Origin of the sequence: Winogradskyella vincentii (assembly GCF_020166345.1) — a bacterium.
GTDB lineage: Bacteria > Bacteroidota > Bacteroidia > Flavobacteriales > Flavobacteriaceae > Winogradskyella > Winogradskyella vincentii.
In genome coordinates this window covers 443,854-465,258 of the sequence record NZ_JAIUJS010000002.1, presented here as the reverse complement: position 1 = coordinate 465,258, position 21,405 = coordinate 443,854, and the positions used below count along the sequence as shown (strand labels likewise).

Here is a 21,405-nt window from a genome sequence, read left to right as displayed (position 1 = left end):
TAAAGCCATCATCTAAACAGTGATGGCTTTTTTATTTTGATAAGGATAATAGTAAGAAACCTAATATTGCACCAATAACAATCGTCCAAATAGTGCTTACTTTTGTTTTAAATGTTAGTACTACAGCAACTAATGCGATTGCTATACTTTGCCATTCAATTAATGTTTCTTGACCCATAACAATTAATACTGCTAACATTACAGCAACTGCTGCAACATTAACTGAGTCTAAAAAATATCGTAATATTTTTGAATTACGCATTCTTGGAATAAACGGGTTCAAAATAAGTACAAATAAAAACGACGGCAGAAAAATACCTGTTGTGGCTACTAAGGCTCCTGTAAATCCTGAAAGTTGATACCCTATAAAGGTAGATGTTGACAACACAGGTCCTGGAGTAAATTGTCCAATTGCTATAGCGTCAATAAGTTCAGCTCTTGTCAGAAGACCTCTTGTTACCAATTCAGCATCCAAATATGCAAAAAGTACATATCCACTACCATAAAGTATTGCGCCTACTTTTAGAAAAATTAAAAATAACTTAACCGTTGAAACCTTTGCAACAGCAGTATTAATACCCAGTAACACTAAGACAGGGGAGATAGTATTTAATGTAGAAACCGTTTTAGACTTCAAATAAAAATAGACCATGCCTAATACACCTGCAGATAGTAGTGCCAATACTTCATTCACTCCGAGAAGACTGACAATCAAAACAATAATCCCAAGTATAATAAGTTCAATACCTTTTACTGCCTTTTTTCCAAGTTTTAAAATTGCGCCAGCAATAATGGCTAATACGGCGGGTTTTATGCCGTATATAAATGGTTCAATTTCTGGAAGTTGCCCGTATTTTACATATAAATATGCAAGAAACGCTGTAATGACAGTAGCTGGTAGAATAAATGAAATGCCTGCAACGAACAAGCCAGCCTTACCAGCCCTCTCATAACCACAATGCATGGTCATTTCAGTTGAGTTTGGTCCTGGGATTAAATTTGTTGTGCCAATTAGATCTAGAAAATAGTCTCGAGTCATCCACTTTCGTTTTTCAATGATCTCATCTTCCATCATTGCAATATGTGCGGCAGGACCACCAAAAGCAAAGCAACCAAGTTTAAAAAAAACCTTGGCCACTTCGATCAACTTCTCGTTCATAAAAAGCCTAAAATATTAATTGTTCAAAATAGAATCTCTCTTACCATAAAGTAAATCTGCAACCTCAATTAGTTTGTCAATCATATCATTTACATTATCATAATCATTGAACAGAGAAGAGGCCATATCTACAGTTATTAAATCATTCCTTATTAACTCATCAATTTTAATATTGTTAGAATGAATATTAGCCTTAGCCTCCTTTCTTAGTTTAACTAATTTTCCATGATAAACCTCATTTTCTTTTTCTGTTCTAAATAGGTGGATTGTGCGTAATACTTTAACCACCTTATTCCTAATCTTATCGTATTCTTTCTTTATGTACTTATTATCTGAATTTAAATAAAAGTCCACATTTTTGCTTAACTCACGGACATCCCTTAAGATTTCTACCATTTCTCTATTTGCGACCTTCAATTCTAACAACTGTTTATTTTGAACTTCATTTAATTTCAATTTACTCTGAGCTTTAGTTGCATAACTAATGATCTCTCCATAAATTTTCTTAACTTTTGTAGTATAGAGTTCTCTAACATTTGTATCAAAAAGAATATTAGACTTTTTAATAACCTTTTTAACCTTCAGGTCCGATTTTATGTCAGTTCTATGAATGTTTAACGCATGGGATACTATTTCAAAAATGGCATTTTTATACAAATATTTTGACTCTCTTGTTATTGCCTCAATAGCCGTCTCAGGGTATTTTAAAACATCCTTTGATAAAAATTTAGGCTGATCTATTTCTTTTTCTACCATTTCCTTTTCAGGTACCATTCTTTCAACAATTTTTGCTATTGGCTTAACAAACCAAACCAATAAAAATGTATTGGCAATATTAAAAGTGGTATGAAATAATGATATGGATACAGGTATAGCTGCTGCACTAACATATGGTGATTCTGAGCCCAAATACATGGCTAACCAGCTCACCATCTTTAAAAAGGGATAAAATAAAATAAGCATCCATACCACACCTAATAGATTAAAAATCAAGTGGGCTCTTGCAGTTTGCTTGGCCTTATAATTTCCTATAATAGCTGCTAAGTTTGCCGTAATTGTTGTGCCAACGTTTTCACCTAAAACCATAGCTGCCGCTAATTCAAAAGGTATCCAACCCTGTGCGGTCATTATTAAAGTTAATGCCATTGTTGCACTAGAGGATTGTATTACCACGGTTAGTAAAGTTCCAATTAACAAGAACAATAAAATGGATAAATATCCTAAATCTGTATACTGTGAAAGAAAAGCCAGTAATTCTGGATTATTCTTAATATCTGGCATAGCTTCTTTTAAAAATTGAAGCCCTATAAAAAGCAATGCAAAACCAATAATAAAACTACCAAGGTTTTTAAGTTTTTCTTTTTTAAGAAAAGTAAAGGCAAATCCAAACCCAACTAAAGGTAAAGCAATTGCACTCATGCTTACCTTAAACCCTAAAATTGTGATAAGCCATGCTGTTATTGTGGTTCCAATGTTTGCACCCATAATAACTCCTATAGACTCTACCAAGGTTAAAAGTCCAGCATTGGCAAAACTCACTACCATTAATGTGGTAGCTGAAGAAGATTGTATAACAGAAGTAATTAAAAACCCTGTTCCTATACCAAGTACCCTATTCGAGGTCATTCTGGCCAGTATTGAACGCATCTTATTACCTGCCAATAATAAAAGGGCATCACTCATAACCTTCATTCCAAATAGGAATACACCTAAGGAACCCAATAGTTGTAATATATCTGTAAAACCGTATTCCATAACTTTTAACTACAGATTAAAATAATGTGAAAAATTTATAAAATGAAAAATATGAATTTTATTTTCTTTTCAACGTCTTTTTTTACAGTTTCGTCGTATATGTATTTAAATTAAATATTAAACCAAAACCAAACATGAAAAAAATTTCAATCCTATTAGTAACTATGCTTCTTTTAAGTTCTTGTGTTTCTAAAAAGAAGTATTTAGCACTAGAACAAGAAAACGGCGAAATTAAAAGTGAACTTACCAAAACAAAGGTGGCTAAGGAAGACCTTGAAACAAAATTCGCAAAAATCCAAGCAAGAGTTGATGACTATAATGCGAAGATTAATTCTCTAAATGAAGATGTTGAGGGCCTTACAATAGAAAACGATATAAAGCTAGATGTTAATGCAGACGGCTCTGTAATTTCTAATGAAGCTAAACGTAAAATGCTGGCAACATTAGAAAATGTTGATCAAGCAAAATTGGCCAATGCTAAAACCTTAAAAGATTCTATGAATTTAGCCGTTCAATATAATCTTGAAAAATCAATGGATACTTCAAACCTTGATGAAGATGAGGACATTGCAGTTAATATTAATGAGACTGTAGTAATGATTTCTATTTCAGACAAGATGTTATTTAACACTGGTAGTTACAGATTAAGCAGTAAGGCCAACGGAATTTTAGAGAAATTGGCCGATGTTATTAACTCAGAAGAAAGCATAGATGTTATGGTAGAAGGCCATACAGATTCTAGAACAATTAATACAGATAAAATTGCAGACAACTGGGATTTAAGTGTACTTAGAGCTACATCTGTGGTAAGAAGATTACAAAACAAATACAATGTAAATCCAGAGCAACTTATAGCATCTGGTCGTAGTAGTTACCAGCCATTAGTGGCAAACGACTCTAGAGAAAATCGCTCTAAAAACAGAAGAACACGTATTATTTTAATGCCAAATATTGACAAGTTTTTTGCTATGATGGAAGCAAACTAATCTATTGACCTGAAAAGGCAATTAAACAGAAGCACCCTCCCGTACAGTTCGGCATTGGGTGCTTTTTTTATTTCATATATTGTAAATTCAAATCAATGATTTAAACATGAAATATTTAGTTTTTGCCTCAGTATTTTTTTTAACTACACTGGTTTATTCTCAAGAATTAATGGCCAATCAAATATTAGATAATGCTATTAAATATCATGATCCAAATAATAAGTGGAGCACTTTTAAAGGAGATTTTACAGTTGTAATGACAACACCAAATAATTCAGATCGTACAAGTGAGATTAAAATAAATCTACAACAAGAATTTTTTAGTGTAAATGCTCATCGTGATACGGTGACAACATTCTATAGTATTGACAAAGGCATCTGTAAAATGAAGTATAATGGTAAAGTATTAGATAGTATACAAGCAAAAGATAAAAACCTCAGCTGCGAAAGAGCAGAACTTTATAAAAACTACTACACCTATTTATACGGTTTACCCATGAAACTAAAAGATCCTGGAACCAATCTCGACAATACTGTTGAAAAGAAATCTTTTAAGGGTAAGGACTATTTAGTTTTAAAAGTTTCTTATGATGAAAGTGTTGGAAGTGATGTTTGGTATTTCTATTTTAACCCAAGGACCTATGCAATGGAAATATATCAGTTCTATAAAACCGATAAAAATGGAAAAGTAAAATTTGATTCTGGAGAATATATTCTGTTATCTGAAGAAGCTACTGTAAATGATATTAAAATGCCAAAAATTAGAGCTTGGTATTATAATAAAGATGATAAATATTTAGGTACAGATACTTTAATAAATAACTAAAAAAGCACCTCTTTATTAGAGGTGCTTTTTATTATTCAGGTTTATCAATTTTTAATTTACCCTTCACAGCTCGTACATTCTTTCTTTTGCTTAAACTTCTGTGCTGCATTCATACTGTGCTGGTAATACAAGGATTTAACACCTAACTGCCATGCAGTAACATAAATCTTATTGATATCCTTAACAGGCATATCTGGGTGTACCATAATATTTAATGACTGCCCCTGATCAATATGATTTTGTCTGTTTGCCGCCTGATAAATAAGTGTCATTTGGTCTATTTCAGAATAGGTTTTAAAAACATCCTTTTCAAGATCTGTTAGTCCTTCTAAATGTTGAACTGATCCATCATAATCACGGATACTTCTCCAAACATCACTTGTGTTCATCCCTTTTTCTTCTAACAGCGCAACTAGATAAGGGTTTTTAATTGTAGTCTTTATTTTCGCAATATCCTTAACATAGCAATTAGACCAAATTGGCTCAATACCCTGAGATACCTGACCTAAGATAAATGCAGATGATGTTGTAGGTGCAACAGCATTTAAAGTAGCATTACGTCTTCCTTTGCCTTTTAATACTTCTGGTTCGCCAAATAATTTCGCTAACTCTTCTGAAGCCTTAACTGATTTATCTTTAATTGTTTTAAAAATTTCACTGTTAAGATTAAATGCTTCCTGACTGTCAAATGGTAACATTTTTGATTGTAACAATGAATGCCATCCTAAAGCTCCCATTCCTAAAGCTCTATTTTCTCTAGCGAAATTATAGGCCTTCTCCATAAACATGAACGTCTGCTGGTCATCACGATCTGGTGAATCTCTATAAACTTCAAGCTTTGTTACAAATTCTTCTAAAACAGCATCTAAGAAGTAGATCATTGTTTCAACAGCATCTGTATTTTTCCACTTATCGTAATGTAATAAGTTAATAGAAGATAATACGCATACAAAAGACCATCTATCATTTGTTGGTAGCATAATTTCTGAACACAAGTTACTTGCGTAGATTTCATGCTTATTTTCTTGATAAACCTTAGGTGCATTATTGTTTGCATTATCTCTGAAGAAAATGTACGGATAACCTATTTCACCTCTTCTCTGTAATACTTTAGCCCAAATAGCTCTTTTGTCAGTGTCTCCATCGATCATTTCTTGCATCCATTGATTACTAACAGTAACACCATGTGTTAACTCTTGTATAGGATTACCTTCGGTACCGATTTCTAAAAATTCGTGTATATCATTATGTTCAATTGGTAGGTATGGGGAAAAACGACCGCGACGTACAGATCCTTGGCTAACAACATCAACCATTTTTTCAAAAAGTTGCATAATGTGAACCGCACCAGATGACTCTCCGTTGTTTTTTACTGGTGCTCCTCTATGACGAAGTTTACCAAAGTAACCTGAAGTACCTCCTCCTAGCTTAGACATCATACCAACTTCTGATTGCGTGTAGAGAATATCTCCCATGTCATCAGAAATATGAGACCCAAAACAACTGATAGGTAAACCTCGCTTTTTACCAAAATTAGACCACACTGGTGATGCTAGGGAATAAAAGCCTTCAGCCATATAGCCGTAAAACTTATCTGCAAAACCATCAATTTTTAAAATTCTTTCTGCATTATCAGCTATTTCTCTAATTCTTGCTTCAGGTGTAGTACCTTCTGTTAAATATCCCGATGATAAAAATTGACGGCTATGTTCTGTTAACCATTTTATTTCGGGCTCAGATTTAGCCTCTTTTATGGCTTCTTTTCTGGCTTTAATTAATTCATCGTGAGGTGAGGTTGTTGTAGTTTGAGGGTTTGCTACGTTGTTCTCCAGTTCTAAGTTAGTTTTGTCGTTCATGGTTTAAAATAAGTCGTCGCTTGTTATACTTTTAGTTCTTTTGCTATAATTGATAGAGCGTTTCACAAAGAAGTCTCCGTGTTTAGTACCAATGATTTCATCATCAAACCATTCGGTTTGTTCTAGTAAGGTCTCATCGATATCGAACACTTTATCAATTCCTATGCTTTGAAGAGAATTATTAAATCTGTTCTTTATAAATTCATTTATTACATTCTTTGGAAGGAAGTCTAATTCTCCTGCTTCAAATATCCAATCGATGATTCTACTTTCAGAATCAAAAGCTTCTTCGCACATTACCCTTACAATAGTGTTATATTCTTCACCGAACCAAGTTGGATTCTCATCCTTAATAATTTTGATAATATCTATACCAAAATCACCATGAATTTGCTCCTCTTTAGAGGTAGCTTCAACAACATTAGAAATACCTTTTAGCATATTCTTATGTTTATTAAAAGCCATAATGATTAAGAACTGCGAGAATAGAGACACGTGTTCTATAAAGAGTGAAAACAATAAAATTGATTCTGCATATTCTTTATTATCCTCACTTTTAGCATTCTTTAATGCAGTCTCTAAATAATGTACACGACGCATTATTACAGGATTCTTCTTTAATCTTTTAAACTCGTTATTAAGACCGAGTATTTCTAATAAATGAGAATAGGCGTCATGATGGCGTACCTCACTCTCAGCAAATGTTGCTCCCACAGATCCTATTTCTGGTTTAGGCATTTTGTGGTATATATCGCCCCAAAACGATTTAACTGCTACCTCAATTTGAGAAATAGCCAACATTGTGTTTTTAATGGCATTTTGCTCTACTATAGTAAGTCTAGTTTTAAAGTCTTGGATATCGCTAGTGAAATTAAACTCAGAATGAATCCAATATGAATGTCTAATGGCATCAACATAATCGTTTAATGCAGGATACTCATATGGCTTTAAATTTATACGTTTTTCAAAAATATTAGTCTTTCTATTTCTTGCTTGTTCGTCTCTATATAATATGTACGCTTTTGCAACATCATGGAAAGCGCTATCCATTAGTTTGTCTTCAACCAGATCTTGTACTTCTTCAACCGTTGGTACATACTTATAATCGTTTCTCTTTCTTTCTAATAATGCTTGTAACACATTTATAGAAATTTCATTAGCGTCTTGTTTAGTGCCATTACCAACAGACATCATTGCTTTTTCAATAGCATTGGAAATTTTATTTAATACAAACGGACTTGTTTCATAATCTCTTTTGATAATTTCCTTGATTTCCAGTTGTTTGGTTTCCATAGTTTGTTCTTAAATTTTGAGGCTAAAAGACCTGCGGAATAAATTCATAATTATCCCTAATTCAATTAGCAAATGCCGTAAAATGTGTTTAATATTTCCCTAAATGAGGGACAAATGGGGTCTGAAATTTTCAAAAACAGAGATCTTTTGATTTTAGGCTCAAAAAACCGCTATTAAAATCCATTTTTTACTTAACCCTTAACAAAGATTGAGAATTGTCTTTAAAATTAAAAGACAAACTAATAAACGTTGTCAACAAGTTTTTAACAAACTTTAAGAATGCCCATAAACAAAGGAATTTTTAATTTTTTGATATAAATAACTGACTATCAGTAATATATAAAAATTTTGTTCAATTATATATTGTAAGTATTATCCTGTTAAATATTAAGCTAGGGTATATGTTTAAAGGCACTTAAAGATTCGAGAATACCAAAGAAAGATTGAACAAGGTTTAGAGTTAAAAACTTAAACAAAAATCATTTTTCGTTTTTTTCAGAAGCAATTTTTTCCAATTTCTCATACCAATCCTTACCAAATTTTCTAATTAATGCCTCTTTAACAAATTTGTAAATAGGAACCTGCAATTCCTTACCCAATGAACAAGCATCGTCGCAGATTTCCCATCTATCATAATTCACCGCTGTAAATTCTGAATACTCTCTTGTTCTTATGGGATAGAGATGGCAAGACACTGGTTTTTTCCAATCGATTGCACCTTGATTATATGCTACCTCTATACCACACATAGCTGTTTTATTATCATCAAAGACGACATAAGCACAATCTTCACCATCAATCAAAGGTGTTTCATAATCACCAAACTCTGTAATAATTGATTTTCCTTGTGTTTCAATAGCGTCTATACCTTCTTTTCTCAAAAAGGGTTTAACCTTTGGGTAGATATCTTCAAGGATCTTTACTTCATTTTTATCTAACGGAGCACCAGCATCGCCAGCTATACAACAAGCACCTTTGCACGCTGAAAGATTACAGACAAAATCGTTCTCAATTATTTCTTCTGAAACTATTGCTTTTCCCAATTGAAACATAGGGCAAAAATAAATAAACTTTACTGTTATTTCATATTGTAAATCTGTAATTAAATCGCACCTTTGCGGCGAAATTTAAAAACTAAGACATGCAACTTAATTTTAAAGAAATAATCACTGCCTTTATGGTGTTATTTGCTGTAATAGATATTATTGGCAATATTCCTATAATTATTGACTTGCGCAAAAAGGTTGGGCATATTCAAAGTGAAAAAGCTTCGCTAATTGCTGGTGTAATAATGATTGTATTTTTATTCTTAGGGAAAAGCCTTTTAAGTGTAATTGGAGTAGATGTAAATTCTTTTGCAGTAGCTGGTGCTTTGGTAATCTTTTTTATTGCACTAGAAATGGTTTTAGGTATTACGCTATATAAAGATGAAGAGCATAATGCATTGACAGCTTCTGTTTTCCCGTTGGCATTTCCACTTATTGCTGGCCCTGGAAGTCTTACAACCTTATTGTCCTTGCGTGCAGAATTTGAGATTCAAAATATAATTGTTGCCGTAATTTGCAATGTTATATTTATATATATAGTTCTTAAAACCTCAGCTAAAATAGAACGATTAATAGGCACTAACGGAATTAACATAATAAGAAAAGTTTTTGGTGTAATTTTGCTTGCAATTGCCGTGAAGCTATTCGCAACAAATATTAAAGTCTTATTTGTTTAACCTAATTGCATAATTTATGAAGGTATTTACCTTAATACTAACCGTTTTCGCTGTAGCAATAATCATTTTTAATGCTACTAAAATTAATTTAGACGCACCCTTTGAAGGAGACAGTTACATTGCTATATTGACTATTATTGCTGGGTTATGTGCAGTGATATTACTTCAAATTTTACGCATATCAAAAAAAATTGAGGCACTTCAAAAAAAGCGAAAATGAGTTTTGACGTATTGATTGTTGGAGCTGGTGCGGCAGGTATGTCGTGTGCACTGGTATTGGGATCTGCCAAAAACAAACCATTCGCAATTGACAAAAAAATTGGAATTGTTGCACATCAAAAAACTTCTCATTTACAAAATGCGTTATTTAATAATGTACTTGGGTTACAGCAAGGCACTCTGGGAAGTGACATATTAAAACAAGGGAAGGCGCAATTAAAATCTAACTACCCACATGTTATACAAATTGACAATGAAAAGGTGACTTCAATAGAAGAAACTGATCAGGGTTTTAAAATAAATACCAATAAAACTTCATATAATTCAAAGCTTGTGGTGGTTACAGTTGGATACACAAGTTTAATTACTATTAAAGGACTTGAAGATTACATTGAGCCACATCCAAGAGCGAATACAGAGAAAAATAGGATTTGGCTTAATAATAAAGATCATAAAGTCAAGGATAATTTATATGTGGCTGGTACATTAGCTGGTTGGCGTAGCCAGTTTTCAATTGCTTGTGGCAGTGGAGCACAAGTAGCAACAGACATATTAACACTCTGGAATGACGGAAAGCATACCAAAGTACACGATAAGGTTACTGTCTAAAATTAGGATATTCAGTACTTAATAGAATTACTTCCTGCACCATTTTATCATCTCTATTAATCACTTCGTCATAAGCGTTATCATCAAATAATTGACGTGCCAAAGTAGCTTTGATGAGTCGTTTTATTTCGTCTCTATATGCAACAAAAGTAACGTTTGAATCTTCTTTAAAGTTAACATAGTCCTTAAAGCGTAAGGCCATTTCATCGCTTACTTCAAAATTATTAATGAAATCATATTTAGTTAAATCTTGATATTTACTTCGATCCTTATCTAATTCTTCAAAAACAAAAAATCCAAATAAACCTCTACGACGCATATAATTGATCATTTCATTATCAAATGCAGTATCAACAGGGACAAAAATATCTGGAATTATACCTCCACCTCCATAAACAACTTTACCTTTTGGAGTTGTAAATTTTAATGAATCATCAACTTTAATATTATCCGAATCTGCAAGCTCACCAGTTCTTAGTCTTTTAAAATAATCCCTGAAATAGGTTTGGTTTTGTCCATTTTCATATGGGCGCTGTATAGAGCGACCGGTTGGTGTATAATATCTAGAAACTGTTAATCTCACTGCACTACCATCTCCAAGGGCCATTTCTCTCTGAACCAATCCTTTTCCATAAGAACGTCGCCCAACGATTATGCCTTTATCATTATCTTGTAAAGCACCAGCAATAACTTCACTGGCTGAAGCTGAATTCTCATTAATTAAAATATAGATTTCATTGTTTTCAAAATCACCACGTTTTGACGCATAGGTTCTTTCTTCCCTACCTTTTTTATCTCGAGTATAAACTATGAGTTTTTTATCTTCCAAAAACTCATCGGCAATTTGTTCTGCAATGCCCAAAAACCCTCCAGGATTATCTCTTAGGTCTAATACTAACTTGGTTGCACCTTGGTCTTGAAGCTCATCCAATCCTTTTTTAAATTCCTTATAGGTTGACTCAGCAAAACGATTAATTTTTATATAACCTAACTCATCGGTTAGCATATAAGATGCATCAACGCTCTTAATTGGTATATCCTTTCTTTGGATGTCAAACTCTAATAAGTCTTTTTCGCCCTTGCGAAAAACGGTTAGTCTTACATTTGTATCCTTATCTCCTTTAAGTTTATTTGTAATTATTTCATTGGTAATGGTACGACCATATATTGTATCGCCATCTGCCATTAAGATCCTGTCTCCACTAAGTATACCCGCTTTTTCACTTGGACCTCCTTCTGTTGGTTTTACTACGGCTATGGTATCATTGTAGGCATAAAAATTAATTCCTATCCCAACAAAATCACCCTTCATATTTTCAGTAATTCTTTGTAAATCTTTTTCAGGTATATAGGTGGAATGTGGATCTAGATTATCTAAAATTCCATTGACAGTGACATCAACTATACTATCGGTATTAATATCATCAACATACTCGTAGTCAATGTAATCTATCAATCGATTAAGCTTGTCCTTTTTGCTATTGGTAGTAAAAAGTCGGTCTGAAGTATCCGTGAAGTTTAATTTTCCTCCAATGACTACACCTGTTGCTATAGCAACACCAATTATTAACGGTATGTATTTATTCTTTGTTGACATTATGCTTCTAAGTCACCTATAAACTCTAATTCTACTCCTGCTTTTTTCAAGAATTGTAATCCTGAATCATCTTTATAGCCTTGATGATAAACCACTCTAACAATACCAGCTTGATGAATAAGCTTGCTACATTCTTTGCAAGGCGAAAGCGTTATATATAATGTTGCCCCTTTACAAGACTGCGTTGATGAAGCCACTTTTAATATCGCGTTGGCCTCTGCATGCAAAACATACCACTTGGTATATCCTTCATCATCTTCACAATAATTTTCAAAACCAGTTGGTGTACCATTGTACCCATCAGAGATAATCATTCTATCCTTAACTATAATAGCACCAACCTGCTTTCGCTCACAATGGGATAACTTTCCCCATTCCTTTGCAATTCGCAAATAAGCTTTGTCGTACCGTCTCTGTTTTGTTTTTGACATTAATGATTTTTATTGCACAAACGTACAATGTTAATAACGAAGATAAAAGTATACTATTTTAAAAACAATGTGCTAGGAGTTAAAGTTTTACCAAACTTTGAGTGCTAGTTCAATAGATCACTGCCAAGAATCATTGGAATTACCAAACCAACTACAACAGCAGATAATACCATAACCCAGTCTCTTTTTGAAAACCTAAAAATGGTCTGAAACAGGAAACCTAAAAATAAAACGACAAAAACTATTATTATCTGGGCGATTTCAATACCAAGAGCAAATTCTATTAAAAGCTCTAATTTGTTTTCAGACTGACCTGCAAACATTTTAAATTCCCTTGCGAAGCCCAGTCCGTGAATTAGACCAAAAAATAAGGTGGCAAAAAATAACAAACTTAATTTGCTAGACTTTTCTTTTTTTCCAGCAGTGAAGACATTATAAAGAGCAGCAATTAAAATGGTAACTGGTATTAAGAATTCAACCAACTTTCCGTTTACGCTCACTACACCATAAGCCGCCAAAACCAAGGACAAGGTATGGCCTAAAGTAAACATAGAAACGAGAATTAAAACGCGTTTCCAATCTTTAAAAACATAAGGAACAGCTAAAACCATTAAAAAAAGTACATGGTCGTAGCCATTTGGGTCAAGTACATGATTAATGCCATACTGAACATTAAACCAAAAATTTTCTAACATAATTATTTCGTTTGGGATAGGTCAAAGTTACAATATTAATAAAATACTTCATTTATAAAATAAAGTGAATAAAATTTGGTAATTCCTTAATTGTTTTCGAATATTGCTCTTCAAAGTTCAAATAACTTACTGAAATGTTATTAAGAAAGGTGGAGGGATTAGACCCATTGAAGCCTTAGCAACCCTTAGACTTACTAAGAAGGTGCTAAATTCTACTTGGAAACGCAAGTCATTTTTTGCTAATCCGGATAGATAACACAAGCCTAATTACTTAGCTGTAATTACCATATTCTTTATAACATTTTTCGATTAAGTACACTATTAAGTGGCATTTGACCTTGACTTAATTATTTAAAGGATTGAAAAATGAGCGCTAAGCATATAGAAACTGAAGCCATCCGGACTCAAATAGATCGTTCTCAATTTTTAGAACACTCTAATCCATTGTATCTAACATCTAGTTATGTTTTTGAAGATGCAGAAGATATGCGAGCATCTTTTGCTGATGAGAAAGAACGAAATATTTATAGTAGATACTCTAACCCTAACAACTCAGAATTTGTTGAAAAAATATGTAAAATGGAAGGTGCAGAGCAAGGTTATGCATTTGCTTCTGGAATGTCAGCGGTTTTCTCAACATTCGCAGCACTATTAAATTCTGATGATCATATAGTTTCATCACAAAGTATATTTGGTTCAACACAAACATTTTTCGATAATATTCTTCCAAAATGGAATATCTCAACTACCTATTTCAAAATAGATGAAGTAGATAAAATTGAACATCTAATTCAACCAAATACTAAAGTGATATATGCTGAAAGCCCAACAAACCCAGCAGTAGATATATTGGATTTAAAACGTTTGGCTCAGATTGCAAAAAATCACAATCTCATTTTTATCGTCGATAATTGTTTCGCAACACCTTATTTACAGCAGCCAATAAAATATGGTGCTGATTTGGTAATTCATTCAGCAACAAAATTAATAGACGGTCAAGGCAGGGTTTTAGGAGGAGTAACAGTAGGCTCAGCAGAATTAATTCAAAAAATTTATCTCTTCGCAAGAAATACTGGTCCAGCTTTATCTCCATTTAACGCTTGGATTCTGTCCAAAAGTTTAGAGACTTTACCAGTGAGAGTAGAAAAACACTGTGAAAACGCGTTAAAAGTGGCCACATTTTTAGAATCCCACAGTAATGTCAATTTTGTAAAATATCCTTTTTTAAAATCGCATCCACAATTTGAATTAGCCAAACAACAAATGAAGCTTGGAGGCAATGTCGTTGCTTTTGAGGTAAAAGGAGGAGTGGATGCTGGAAGACGATTTCTTAATTCAATAAAGTTATTATCGCTTTCAGCCAATTTAGGTGACACCAGAAGTATAGTAACACATCCTGCATCAACAACACATGCTAAACTATCTGAGGAAGACCGTTTACAAACAGGGATAACAGGTGGTTTGGTTCGAGTTTCTGTAGGATTAGAGCACGTAGAAGATATTATCAACGATTTAAGTCAAGCATTAGAACAATAAATAGATTATGTATAACATCCAAACAGAAATCCAAAAGCGAATTTTAGTCCTTGATGGCGCCATGGGAACCATGCTTCAGCAATATAATTTCTCTGAGAAAGACTTTAGAGGAGAACGTTTCAAGGACTACCCAACGCCTTTAAAAGGTAATAATGATTTACTTTCACTTACACAGCCCAAAGCTATAACAGAAGTTCACGCAAAGTATTTTGAAGCTGGTGCAGATATTGTAGAAACTAACACTTTTTCAGGTACCACCATAGCGATGGCAGACTATGATATGGAAGATCTAGTCTACGAACTGAATTATGAATCTGCTAAAATTGCAAAAGAAGTCGCTGATAAATTTACCAATGATAACCCTGAAAAACCACGATTTGTAGCCGGTAGCATTGGGCCAACAAACAAAACAGCAAGTTTATCACCAGATGTTAACCGCCCAGAATATAGAGCCATTACATTTAATGAATTACGAATTGCTTATAAGCAACAAGTCGAAGCCTTGATTGATGGAGGTGTAGATTTACTTTTAGTAGAAACCATTTTCGATACATTAAACGCCAAAGCTGCTTTGTTTGCTATTGAAGAAGTGAAAGAAGAACGAAATATTAATATCCCAATAATGGTTTCTGGAACAATAACTGATGCTTCAGGCAGAACTTTATCAGGTCAAACCGTAGAAGCATTTTTAACTTCAATATCACATGTTCCATTATTAAGTGTTGGTTTTAACTGCGCATTGGGTGCAGAACAATTAAAGCCTTATTTACAACGCTTATCCAATGAAACAGAGTTTTATACATCTGCTCATCCCAACGCTGGTTTACCGAATGCCTTTGGAGAATATGATGAATCACCTAAACAGATGCAAGGCTATATTGAAGACTACCTCAAAGATGGTCTTGTTAATATCATTGGAGGATGCTGTGGTACAAGTCCTGATCATATTAAAGCAATTGCAGAGGTTGCCAATAACTATAAACCAAGATTAATTGAAGAATTAGTATAATGGCAGATAGTGACTGTAAAAAATATTTAACCTTATCTGGACTAGAACCATTAGTTGTTACTCCAGAAAGCAACTTCATTAACGTCGGAGAAAGAACCAATGTTACTGGATCTCGAAAATTTCTTCGGCTAATAAAAGAGGAAAAATATAATGAAGCGTTAGAGGTGGCAAGACATCAAGTAGAAGGTGGAGCTCAAATTCTAGATGTAAATATGGATGAAGGGATGTTAGATGGTGTCTATGCCATGACTACTTTTTTAAATTTGATCGCATCAGAACCTGATATTTCTCGAATCCCAATTATGATTGATAGCTCTAAGTGGGAAATCATTGAAGCTGGATTACAAGTTGTACAAGGAAAATGTGTTGTAAATTCAATAAGTCTAAAGGAAGGAGAAGACGAATTCAAAAGACAAGCAAAACTCATTAAACGTTACGGAGCAGCAGTCATTGTTATGGCATTCGATGAAACTGGCCAGGCAGACAATTATAATAGACGAATAGAGATTTGTAAACGTTCTTATGATATTCTCGTCAATGAAGTAAATTTCCCTCCACAAGACATAATTTTCGATCCAAATATTTTTCCTGTAGCAACAGGTATGGAGGAGCATCGTAGAAATGCACTCGATTTCTTCGAAGCAACTAAATGGATTAGAGAGAACTTACCTTATGCTAATGTTTCAGGTGGCGTAAGCAATGTTTCGTTTTCTTTTAGAGGAAACAATGTTGTTAGAGAAGCTATGCATTCTTCATTTTTATTTAATGCCATAAAAAATGGAATGAACCTAGGTATCGTTAACCCAACAATGCTTGAAGTTTATGACGAAATTGACAAAGACTTATTAGAGCGAGTTGAAGATGTTTTATTTGATAGACGTAACGATGCCACTGAACGCCTATTAGATTTTGCTGAATCAGTTAAGGGACAAAAAAAAGAACAGGAAAACACTGTGCAAGAATGGAGAAATGACTCCTTGCAGGATAGGATTACACATGCTTTGGTTAAAGGCATTGATACATTTATTATTGAAGACGTTGAAGAAGCCAGATTACAATCTAACAAACCAATTGAAGTTATTGAAGGGCATTTAATGATTGGAATGAATGTAGTAGGAGACCTCTTTGGAAGCGGTAAAATGTTTTTGCCTCAAGTGGTAAAATCAGCAAGAGTAATGAAAAAAGCAGTGGCCTATTTACAACCTTTTATTGAAGCTGAAAAAGATGGAAAACAAGAGTTTGCAGGTCGCATATTAATGGCAACCGTAAAAGGAGATGTACATGATATTGGTAAGAATATAGTAAGTGTGGTTTTGGGTTGTAATAATTATGAGATAATTGATCTTGGGGTTATGGTGCCTCCAGAAAAGATAATAGAAACAGCAAAAAAAGAGAATGTCGACATTATAGGTTTAAGTGGATTAATAACACCTTCGCTAGATGAGATGGTTTATGTTTCTAAGGCCTTAGAAAAAGAACAATTAGACATTCCTCTAATTATAGGCGGAGCAACAACCTCTAGAGCGCATTCAGCAGTAAAAATTGCACCAAATTATAGCAATACTGTTGTGCACATTAATGATGCTTCACGAGCTGTTACTGTAGTAGGAAATCTGCTTCAAAAGGATAATAAAATCTATAAAAATCAAATTCGTGAAGAATATGATTTGTTTAGAGAACAATTCTTAAAACGTGGAAAGAAGAAATCCTATTTATCAATTGAAGAAGCTCGAAATAATAAGTTTAAAGTCAATTGGGAAACTACTGAAATCGTAAAACCAAAGTCCTTGGGAATTCAGGTCATCAAAGATTTCGATATTACAAAACTTAAAGATTTTATCGATTGGTCACCATTTTTTAGAAGTTGGGATTTACATGGAAAATTTCCGGATATTTTAGAAGATAAAATCGTAGGTAAACAAGCCACTGAATTGTTTGCTGATGCCCAAGTATTACTAAAGCGAATCTTTGATGAAAAACTTTTAAAAGCAAAAGCCATATTTGGGTTGTTTGAGGCTAATTCAGTTAATGGCGACGATATAGAAATTAAAGACGCATCGGGAAATGTTTTGGATACGTTTTTAACCCTACGTCAGCAATCAAAAAAATCAGAAGGAAAACCTAACATAGCACTAGCTGATTTTATTGTACCTAAAGCCTCAAATGAAGCAGATTATATAGGTTGCTTTTGCGTTAGTACAGGGTTTGGTACGGACGAACTGGCTACTAAGTTCGAAGCAGAACACGATGATTATAATTCTATAATGATTAAAGCATTGGCAGATCGTTTAGCTGAAGCCTTTGCAGAATATTTGCATAAAGAAGTAAGAACCAATCATTGGAATTACGCAGAGAATGAAAACCTATCAAACGAAGAACTAATTAAAGAAAATTATAAGGGGATTCGTCCGGCGCCAGGATATCCTGCCTGCCCAGATCATTTAGAAAAAAATACCATTTGGAAACTATTAAATGTCGAAGAAAACATTGGTGTAAAACTTACAGATAGTCTTGCGATGTGGCCAGCTGCGAGTGTCAGTGGTTATTACTTTGCTAATCCAGAAGCTAAATATTTTGGGTTAGGAAAAATAACCCATGATCAAGTTGAAGATTATAGTAAGCGTAGAGGGATAACAATAGAAGAAGCCAAAAAATGGTTAAACCCAAACATTGCTAATTAATATGAAAGTAACAGAACATATAAAAAACGCTAACGGTAAAACACAATTTTCATTTGAAATATTACCACCTTTAAAAGGACAACATATACAATCCATCTTTGACAATATTGATCCTTTAATGGAGTTTAAACCACCTTTTATTGATGTCACTTATCATAGAGAGGAATATGTATATAAAGAAGTTGAGAATGGTTTACTTAAAAAGCAAATCGTTAAGAAACGACCTGGTACAGTTGGTATTTGCGCCGCAATTCAAAATAAATATGGTGTTGATGCCATTCCTCATATTTTATGTGGCGGCTTCACAAAAGAGGACACGGAAAACTTTTTGGTCGATTTAGATTTTTTAGATATCGATAATGTCATGGCATTGCGAGGCGATGCCGTTAAAAGTGAAACCTACTTTAAACCCGAAAAGGAAGGGCATGCCTATGCAAGTGAATTAGTTTCTCAAATTTCAAATTTAAATTCTGGAAAGTATTTAGACGACGAACTTCAAAATACTACTTCAACAAACTTTTGCATTGGTGTTGGCGCATATCCTGAAAAGCATATGGAAGCTCCAAGTTTAGATAGTGATATTCATTTCTTAAAAAAGAAGATAAAAAAAGGAGCCACTTATATTGTAACACAAATGTTTTTTGACAACAAAAAGTATTTTGATTTTGTCCAAAAATGTCGCAAAGAAGGCATAACGGTGCCTATAATACCTGGGTTAAAACCAATTTCAACTAAAAAGCAATTAAATTTAATTCCGCATCGTTTCCATGTTGATTTACCTGAAGCACTTATCATAGACATTGTTAGATGTAAAGACAACAAGGAAGTCAGACAAGTTGGTATTGAGTGGTGCATAGAACAATCAAAAGAGCTTCAAAGAGCTGGCATCCCAGTATTACACTATTATTCCATGGGAAAAAGTGACAATATCAAAGCGGTAGCTTCAGCAGTTTTTTAATTAAAAAAGCCTCAAGTAAAACTTGAAGCTTTTATGTACTCAAGGTGGGAATCGAACCCACACTCCCGAAGGAACTGGATTTTGAATCCAGCGCGTCTACCAATTCCGCCACTTGAGCAAAACAGGACAGCAAAAATAGAAAATATTTCTTCGGAGTCAACAAAAAAGCCCTTGTTTTATACTCCAACCAGTAAATTATTTTCCTAAATTTGGGCTTTGCTAAAAAACCCTTATTAATTAACCCTTTTATTACTCTTTTGATATGCCATTCGCAACCGAAGCCAAAATTTTTACATGCTCACAAAGTAGATATCTTGCAGAAGAAATTGCAAAAGCCTACGGTGTTAAATTAGGTAACGTAATTACCTCAACTTATAGCGATGGCGAATTTCAACCTTCTTATGAGGAATCAATTAGGGGAACTCGAATATTTATCATTGGTTCTACACATCCAGGCCCTGAAAATTTAATGGAAATGTTATTGATGATTGATGCAGCGAAACGTGCATCAGCAAGACATATTACTGCAGTTATGCCATATTTCGGTTGGGCAAGACAAGATAGAAAAGATAAACCTAGAGTACCAATTGCAGCCAAATTGGTTGCTAAAATGTTAGAGGCCGCTGGGGCAACTCGAATCATAACCATGGACTTGCATGCAGACCAAATACAAGGGTTTTTTGAAAAACCGGTGGATCACTTATTTGCATCGACTATATTCTTGCCATATCTAAGAAGTTTAAATTTAGATAACTTAACCATCGCATCTCCTGATATGGGAGGTTCAAAACGAGCTTATACCTATTCAAAAGCATTACAAAGTGATGTAGTAATTTGTTATAAACAACGTGCTAAGGCAAACGTTATTTCCCATATGGAATTAATAGGTGACGTTACAGGAAAAAATGTAGTACTGGTAGATGATATGGTTGATACTGCTGGTACATTAACCAAGGCTGCAGATCTTATGATGGAGCGAGGTGCATTGAGTGTAAGAGCAATCTGTACGCATCCTATTTTATCTGGTAGTGCCTATGAAAGGCTAGAAAATTCAGCTCTTGAAGAACTTATTGTTACCGATTCTATACCTTTAAGAAATGAAAGTAAAAAGTTGAGGGTTTTAACTTGTGCTAACCTGTTTGCAGAGGTAATGAATAACGTTCATAATAATCAATCTATCAGTAATAAATTTGTACTCTAAGCAGATTTAAAGATTACCAATTATCATTTGCCTATTAAACACGGCTCAATTATCTCAAAAAAATGAGGTAATCACTAGTATTTCAACAATATATTCTTAAATTTGCACCCCTTTTTTAAGGGAAATTATTAATAATAACAAACAATTTCAAAAAATGAAATCAATTACAATTAATGGATCTCAAAGAGAAAGCGTAGGCAAAAAGTCAACAAAAGCCTTACGTAATGCTGGTCAGGTTCCTTGCGTAGTATACGGAGGAGACAAGCCATTGCATTTCTCTGCACCAGAATTGGCTTTCTCAAAGTTAGTGTATACTCCAGATGCGCATACTGTTGTGATTGCTCTAGATGGCGGTGAATCGTTTAATGCTGTTATGCAAGACATTCAATTTCACCCAGTAACTGACAGAATTCTACACGTAGATTTCTATCAGATCTTCGAAAACAAAGAAATCACTATGGAAATTCCTGTGAAAACAGTGGGGACTTCTAAAGGTGTTTTAAATGGAGGTAACTTAAGAAGACCTTACCGTAAATTAAGGATTAAGGCTATACCTTCTAAATTACCTGATTTTATCGAAATAGACATTACGCCATTAAAAATTGGAAGTAAATTATATATCCACGAACTGAAAAACGACGATTATAAATTATTACACCCAGACAACACAGTTGTTTGTCAGGTTAGACGTAGTAGATTGGCTGTTGTTGATGAGGAAGAGGAAGAAGAAGAAGGAACTGCTGAAGAAGGAGCAACTACAGATGCACCAGCAACTGAAGCTCCTGCAGCTGAAGCTCAAGAGTAGTTTTTACTTTACTAGATATTTAAAAAGCATTCTTTATGAGAATGCTTTTTTATTTTTGCACAAATA

At 33.8% G+C, this 21,405-nt stretch carries 19 protein-coding genes, 1 tRNA gene and 1 riboswitch; of the genes, 11 read left to right on the top strand and 9 right to left on the bottom strand.

All coding sequences use genetic code 11. The annotated features are described in order from the left end of the window. Positions 1-31 precede the first annotated feature (31 nt). Entirely contained in the window at positions 32-1,159 is a 1,128-nt protein-coding gene (gene chrA / locus LBV24_RS05265) for a chromate efflux transporter (RefSeq protein ID WP_224477540.1), read from the bottom strand. Between the two features lie 15 nt (positions 1,160-1,174). After that, the gene (locus LBV24_RS05260; RefSeq protein ID WP_224477539.1) at positions 1,175-2,914 is read right to left on the bottom strand and encodes a Na/Pi cotransporter family protein; all 1,740 of its coding nucleotides are present in this window, start codon (positions 2,912-2,914) and stop codon (positions 1,175-1,177) included. Positions 2,915-3,048: 134 nt separating this feature from the next. Here LBV24_RS05260 and LBV24_RS05255 point away from each other — a divergent pair, with 134 nt between their 5' ends. Together LBV24_RS05255 and LBV24_RS05250 are read left to right on the top strand one after the other, a co-directional pair. Continuing rightward, a complete protein-coding gene (locus LBV24_RS05255) occupies positions 3,049-3,900 on the top strand; it encodes an OmpA/MotB family protein (protein WP_224477538.1) in 852 nt (283 codons plus the stop codon). A gap of 106 nt (positions 3,901-4,006) precedes the next feature. Further along, entirely contained in the window at positions 4,007-4,726 is a 720-nt protein-coding gene (locus LBV24_RS05250; RefSeq protein ID WP_224477537.1) for a DUF6503 family protein, read from the top strand. A gap of 56 nt (positions 4,727-4,782) precedes the next feature. Here the strand turns inward: LBV24_RS05250 and LBV24_RS05245 are convergent, their stop codons facing one another. From LBV24_RS05245 to LBV24_RS05235, 3 genes are all read right to left on the bottom strand, one after another. Continuing rightward, the gene (locus LBV24_RS05245) at positions 4,783-6,582 is read right to left on the bottom strand and encodes a ribonucleoside-diphosphate reductase subunit alpha (RefSeq protein ID WP_224477536.1); all 1,800 of its coding nucleotides are present in this window, start codon (positions 6,580-6,582) and stop codon (positions 4,783-4,785) included. Positions 6,583-6,585: 3 nt separating this feature from the next. Further along, positions 6,586-7,875 carry a ribonucleotide-diphosphate reductase subunit beta gene (locus LBV24_RS05240; RefSeq protein ID WP_394371113.1) on the bottom strand — a complete coding sequence of 430 codons (1,290 nt, stop codon included), beginning with the start codon at positions 7,873-7,875 and terminating at the stop codon, positions 6,586-6,588. 479 nt (positions 7,876-8,354) lie between these two features. Beyond that, the gene (locus LBV24_RS05235) at positions 8,355-8,927 is read right to left on the bottom strand and encodes a DUF3109 family protein (RefSeq protein ID WP_224477535.1); all 573 of its coding nucleotides are present in this window, start codon (positions 8,925-8,927) and stop codon (positions 8,355-8,357) included. 89 nt (positions 8,928-9,016) lie between these two features. Between LBV24_RS05235 and LBV24_RS05230 the strand changes: the two genes are divergently transcribed. Genes LBV24_RS05230 through LBV24_RS05220 form a run of 3 tightly spaced genes read left to right on the top strand, consistent with a single transcriptional unit; the run spans position 9,017 to position 10,426 of the window. Beyond that, positions 9,017-9,598, top strand: a complete 582-nt coding sequence (locus LBV24_RS05230) for a MarC family protein (RefSeq protein ID WP_224477534.1) — start codon at positions 9,017-9,019, stop codon at positions 9,596-9,598. A 16-nt stretch (positions 9,599-9,614) separates the two neighbouring features. Continuing rightward, positions 9,615-9,818, top strand: a complete 204-nt coding sequence (locus LBV24_RS05225) for a hypothetical protein (RefSeq protein WP_224477533.1) — start codon at positions 9,615-9,617, stop codon at positions 9,816-9,818. Beyond that, positions 9,815-10,426, top strand: coding sequence for an FAD-dependent oxidoreductase (locus LBV24_RS05220; RefSeq protein ID WP_224477532.1), 612 nt, complete (start codon positions 9,815-9,817; stop codon positions 10,424-10,426). Before LBV24_RS05225 ends, LBV24_RS05220 begins: the two co-directional genes overlap by 4 nt. On the opposite strand, the gene LBV24_RS05215 is transcribed toward LBV24_RS05220, so the two are convergent. From LBV24_RS05215 to LBV24_RS05205, 3 genes are all read right to left on the bottom strand, one after another. Continuing rightward, positions 10,416-12,023: a S41 family peptidase gene (locus LBV24_RS05215; RefSeq protein WP_224477531.1), complete on the bottom strand. Its 1,608-nt coding sequence runs from the start codon at positions 12,021-12,023 to the stop codon at positions 10,416-10,418. The genes LBV24_RS05220 and LBV24_RS05215 overlap by 11 nt on opposite strands. After that, positions 12,023-12,454, bottom strand: a complete 432-nt coding sequence (locus LBV24_RS05210; protein WP_224477530.1) for a deoxycytidylate deaminase — start codon at positions 12,452-12,454, stop codon at positions 12,023-12,025. Before LBV24_RS05210 ends, LBV24_RS05215 begins: the two co-directional genes overlap by 1 nt. Before the next feature lie 104 nt (positions 12,455-12,558). Then, positions 12,559-13,149 (bottom strand): HupE/UreJ family protein, encoded by a 591-nt coding sequence (locus LBV24_RS05205; RefSeq protein ID WP_224477529.1) that lies wholly within the window; start codon positions 13,147-13,149, stop codon positions 12,559-12,561. Positions 13,150-13,283: 134 nt separating this feature from the next. After that, a riboswitch (SAM riboswitch) is annotated at positions 13,284-13,408 on the top strand. A gap of 107 nt (positions 13,409-13,515) precedes the next feature. Here LBV24_RS05205 and LBV24_RS05200 point away from each other — a divergent pair. Genes LBV24_RS05200 through metF form a run of 4 tightly spaced genes read left to right on the top strand, consistent with a single transcriptional unit; the run spans position 13,516 to position 19,333 of the window. After that, the gene (locus LBV24_RS05200) at positions 13,516-14,685 is read left to right on the top strand and encodes a trans-sulfuration enzyme family protein (protein ID WP_224477528.1); all 1,170 of its coding nucleotides are present in this window, start codon (positions 13,516-13,518) and stop codon (positions 14,683-14,685) included. Positions 14,686-14,692: 7 nt separating this feature from the next. After that, entirely contained in the window at positions 14,693-15,694 is a 1,002-nt protein-coding gene (locus LBV24_RS05195) for a homocysteine S-methyltransferase family protein (RefSeq protein ID WP_224477527.1), read from the top strand. Next, a complete protein-coding gene (metH, locus tag LBV24_RS05190) occupies positions 15,694-18,375 on the top strand; it encodes a methionine synthase (RefSeq protein ID WP_224477526.1) in 2,682 nt (893 codons plus the stop codon). The genes LBV24_RS05195 and metH overlap by 1 nt, the downstream gene beginning before the upstream one ends. 1 nt (position 18,376) lies before the next feature. Continuing rightward, positions 18,377-19,333, top strand: a complete 957-nt coding sequence (gene metF, locus LBV24_RS05185) for a methylenetetrahydrofolate reductase [NAD(P)H] (RefSeq protein ID WP_224477525.1) — start codon at positions 18,377-18,379, stop codon at positions 19,331-19,333. Positions 19,334-19,369: 36 nt separating this feature from the next. On the opposite strand, the gene LBV24_RS05180 is transcribed toward metF, so the two are convergent. Continuing rightward, positions 19,370-19,451, bottom strand: a tRNA-Leu gene (locus LBV24_RS05180). A gap of 144 nt (positions 19,452-19,595) precedes the next feature. Between LBV24_RS05180 and LBV24_RS05175 the strand changes: the two genes are divergently transcribed. Both LBV24_RS05175 and LBV24_RS05170 read left to right on the top strand, forming a co-directional pair. Next, positions 19,596-20,534 carry a ribose-phosphate pyrophosphokinase gene (locus LBV24_RS05175; protein ID WP_224477524.1) on the top strand — a complete coding sequence of 313 codons (939 nt, stop codon included), beginning with the start codon at positions 19,596-19,598 and terminating at the stop codon, positions 20,532-20,534. 154 nt (positions 20,535-20,688) lie between these two features. Beyond that, positions 20,689-21,339, top strand: coding sequence for a 50S ribosomal protein L25/general stress protein Ctc (locus tag LBV24_RS05170; protein ID WP_224477523.1), 651 nt, complete (start codon positions 20,689-20,691; stop codon positions 21,337-21,339). Positions 21,340-21,405 lie beyond the last annotated feature (66 nt).

Excerpts from the sequence above, each read along its gene's own strand:
- chrA (WP_224477540.1), bottom strand. The coding sequence starts at position 1,159 with ATGAACGAGAAGTTGATCGAAGTGGCCAAGGTTTTTTTTAAACTTGGT.
- LBV24_RS05260 (WP_224477539.1), bottom strand. The coding sequence starts at position 2,914 with ATGGAATACGGTTTTACAGATATATTACAACTATTGGGTTCCTTAGGT.
- LBV24_RS05255 (WP_224477538.1), top strand. The coding sequence starts at position 3,049 with ATGAAAAAAATTTCAATCCTATTAGTAACTATGCTTCTTTTAAGTTCT.
- LBV24_RS05250 (WP_224477537.1), top strand. The coding sequence starts at position 4,007 with ATGAAATATTTAGTTTTTGCCTCAGTATTTTTTTTAACTACACTGGTT.
- LBV24_RS05245 (WP_224477536.1), bottom strand. The coding sequence starts at position 6,582 with ATGAACGACAAAACTAACTTAGAACTGGAGAACAACGTAGCAAACCCT.
- LBV24_RS05240 (WP_394371113.1), bottom strand. The coding sequence starts at position 7,875 with ATGGAAACCAAACAACTGGAAATCAAGGAAATTATCAAAAGAGATTAT.
- LBV24_RS05235 (WP_224477535.1), bottom strand. The coding sequence starts at position 8,927 with ATGTTTCAATTGGGAAAAGCAATAGTTTCAGAAGAAATAATTGAGAAC.
- LBV24_RS05230 (WP_224477534.1), top strand. The coding sequence starts at position 9,017 with ATGCAACTTAATTTTAAAGAAATAATCACTGCCTTTATGGTGTTATTT.
- LBV24_RS05225 (WP_224477533.1), top strand. The coding sequence starts at position 9,615 with ATGAAGGTATTTACCTTAATACTAACCGTTTTCGCTGTAGCAATAATC.
- LBV24_RS05220 (WP_224477532.1), top strand. The coding sequence starts at position 9,815 with ATGAGTTTTGACGTATTGATTGTTGGAGCTGGTGCGGCAGGTATGTCG.
- LBV24_RS05215 (WP_224477531.1), bottom strand. The coding sequence starts at position 12,023 with ATGTCAACAAAGAATAAATACATACCGTTAATAATTGGTGTTGCTATA.
- LBV24_RS05210 (WP_224477530.1), bottom strand. The coding sequence starts at position 12,454 with ATGTCAAAAACAAAACAGAGACGGTACGACAAAGCTTATTTGCGAATT.
- LBV24_RS05205 (WP_224477529.1), bottom strand. The coding sequence starts at position 13,149 with ATGTTAGAAAATTTTTGGTTTAATGTTCAGTATGGCATTAATCATGTA.
- LBV24_RS05200 (WP_224477528.1), top strand. The coding sequence starts at position 13,516 with ATGAGCGCTAAGCATATAGAAACTGAAGCCATCCGGACTCAAATAGAT.
- LBV24_RS05195 (WP_224477527.1), top strand. The coding sequence starts at position 14,693 with ATGTATAACATCCAAACAGAAATCCAAAAGCGAATTTTAGTCCTTGAT.
- metH (WP_224477526.1), top strand. The coding sequence starts at position 15,694 with ATGGCAGATAGTGACTGTAAAAAATATTTAACCTTATCTGGACTAGAA.
- metF (WP_224477525.1), top strand. The coding sequence starts at position 18,377 with ATGAAAGTAACAGAACATATAAAAAACGCTAACGGTAAAACACAATTT.
- LBV24_RS05175 (WP_224477524.1), top strand. The coding sequence starts at position 19,596 with ATGCCATTCGCAACCGAAGCCAAAATTTTTACATGCTCACAAAGTAGA.
- LBV24_RS05170 (WP_224477523.1), top strand. The coding sequence starts at position 20,689 with ATGAAATCAATTACAATTAATGGATCTCAAAGAGAAAGCGTAGGCAAA.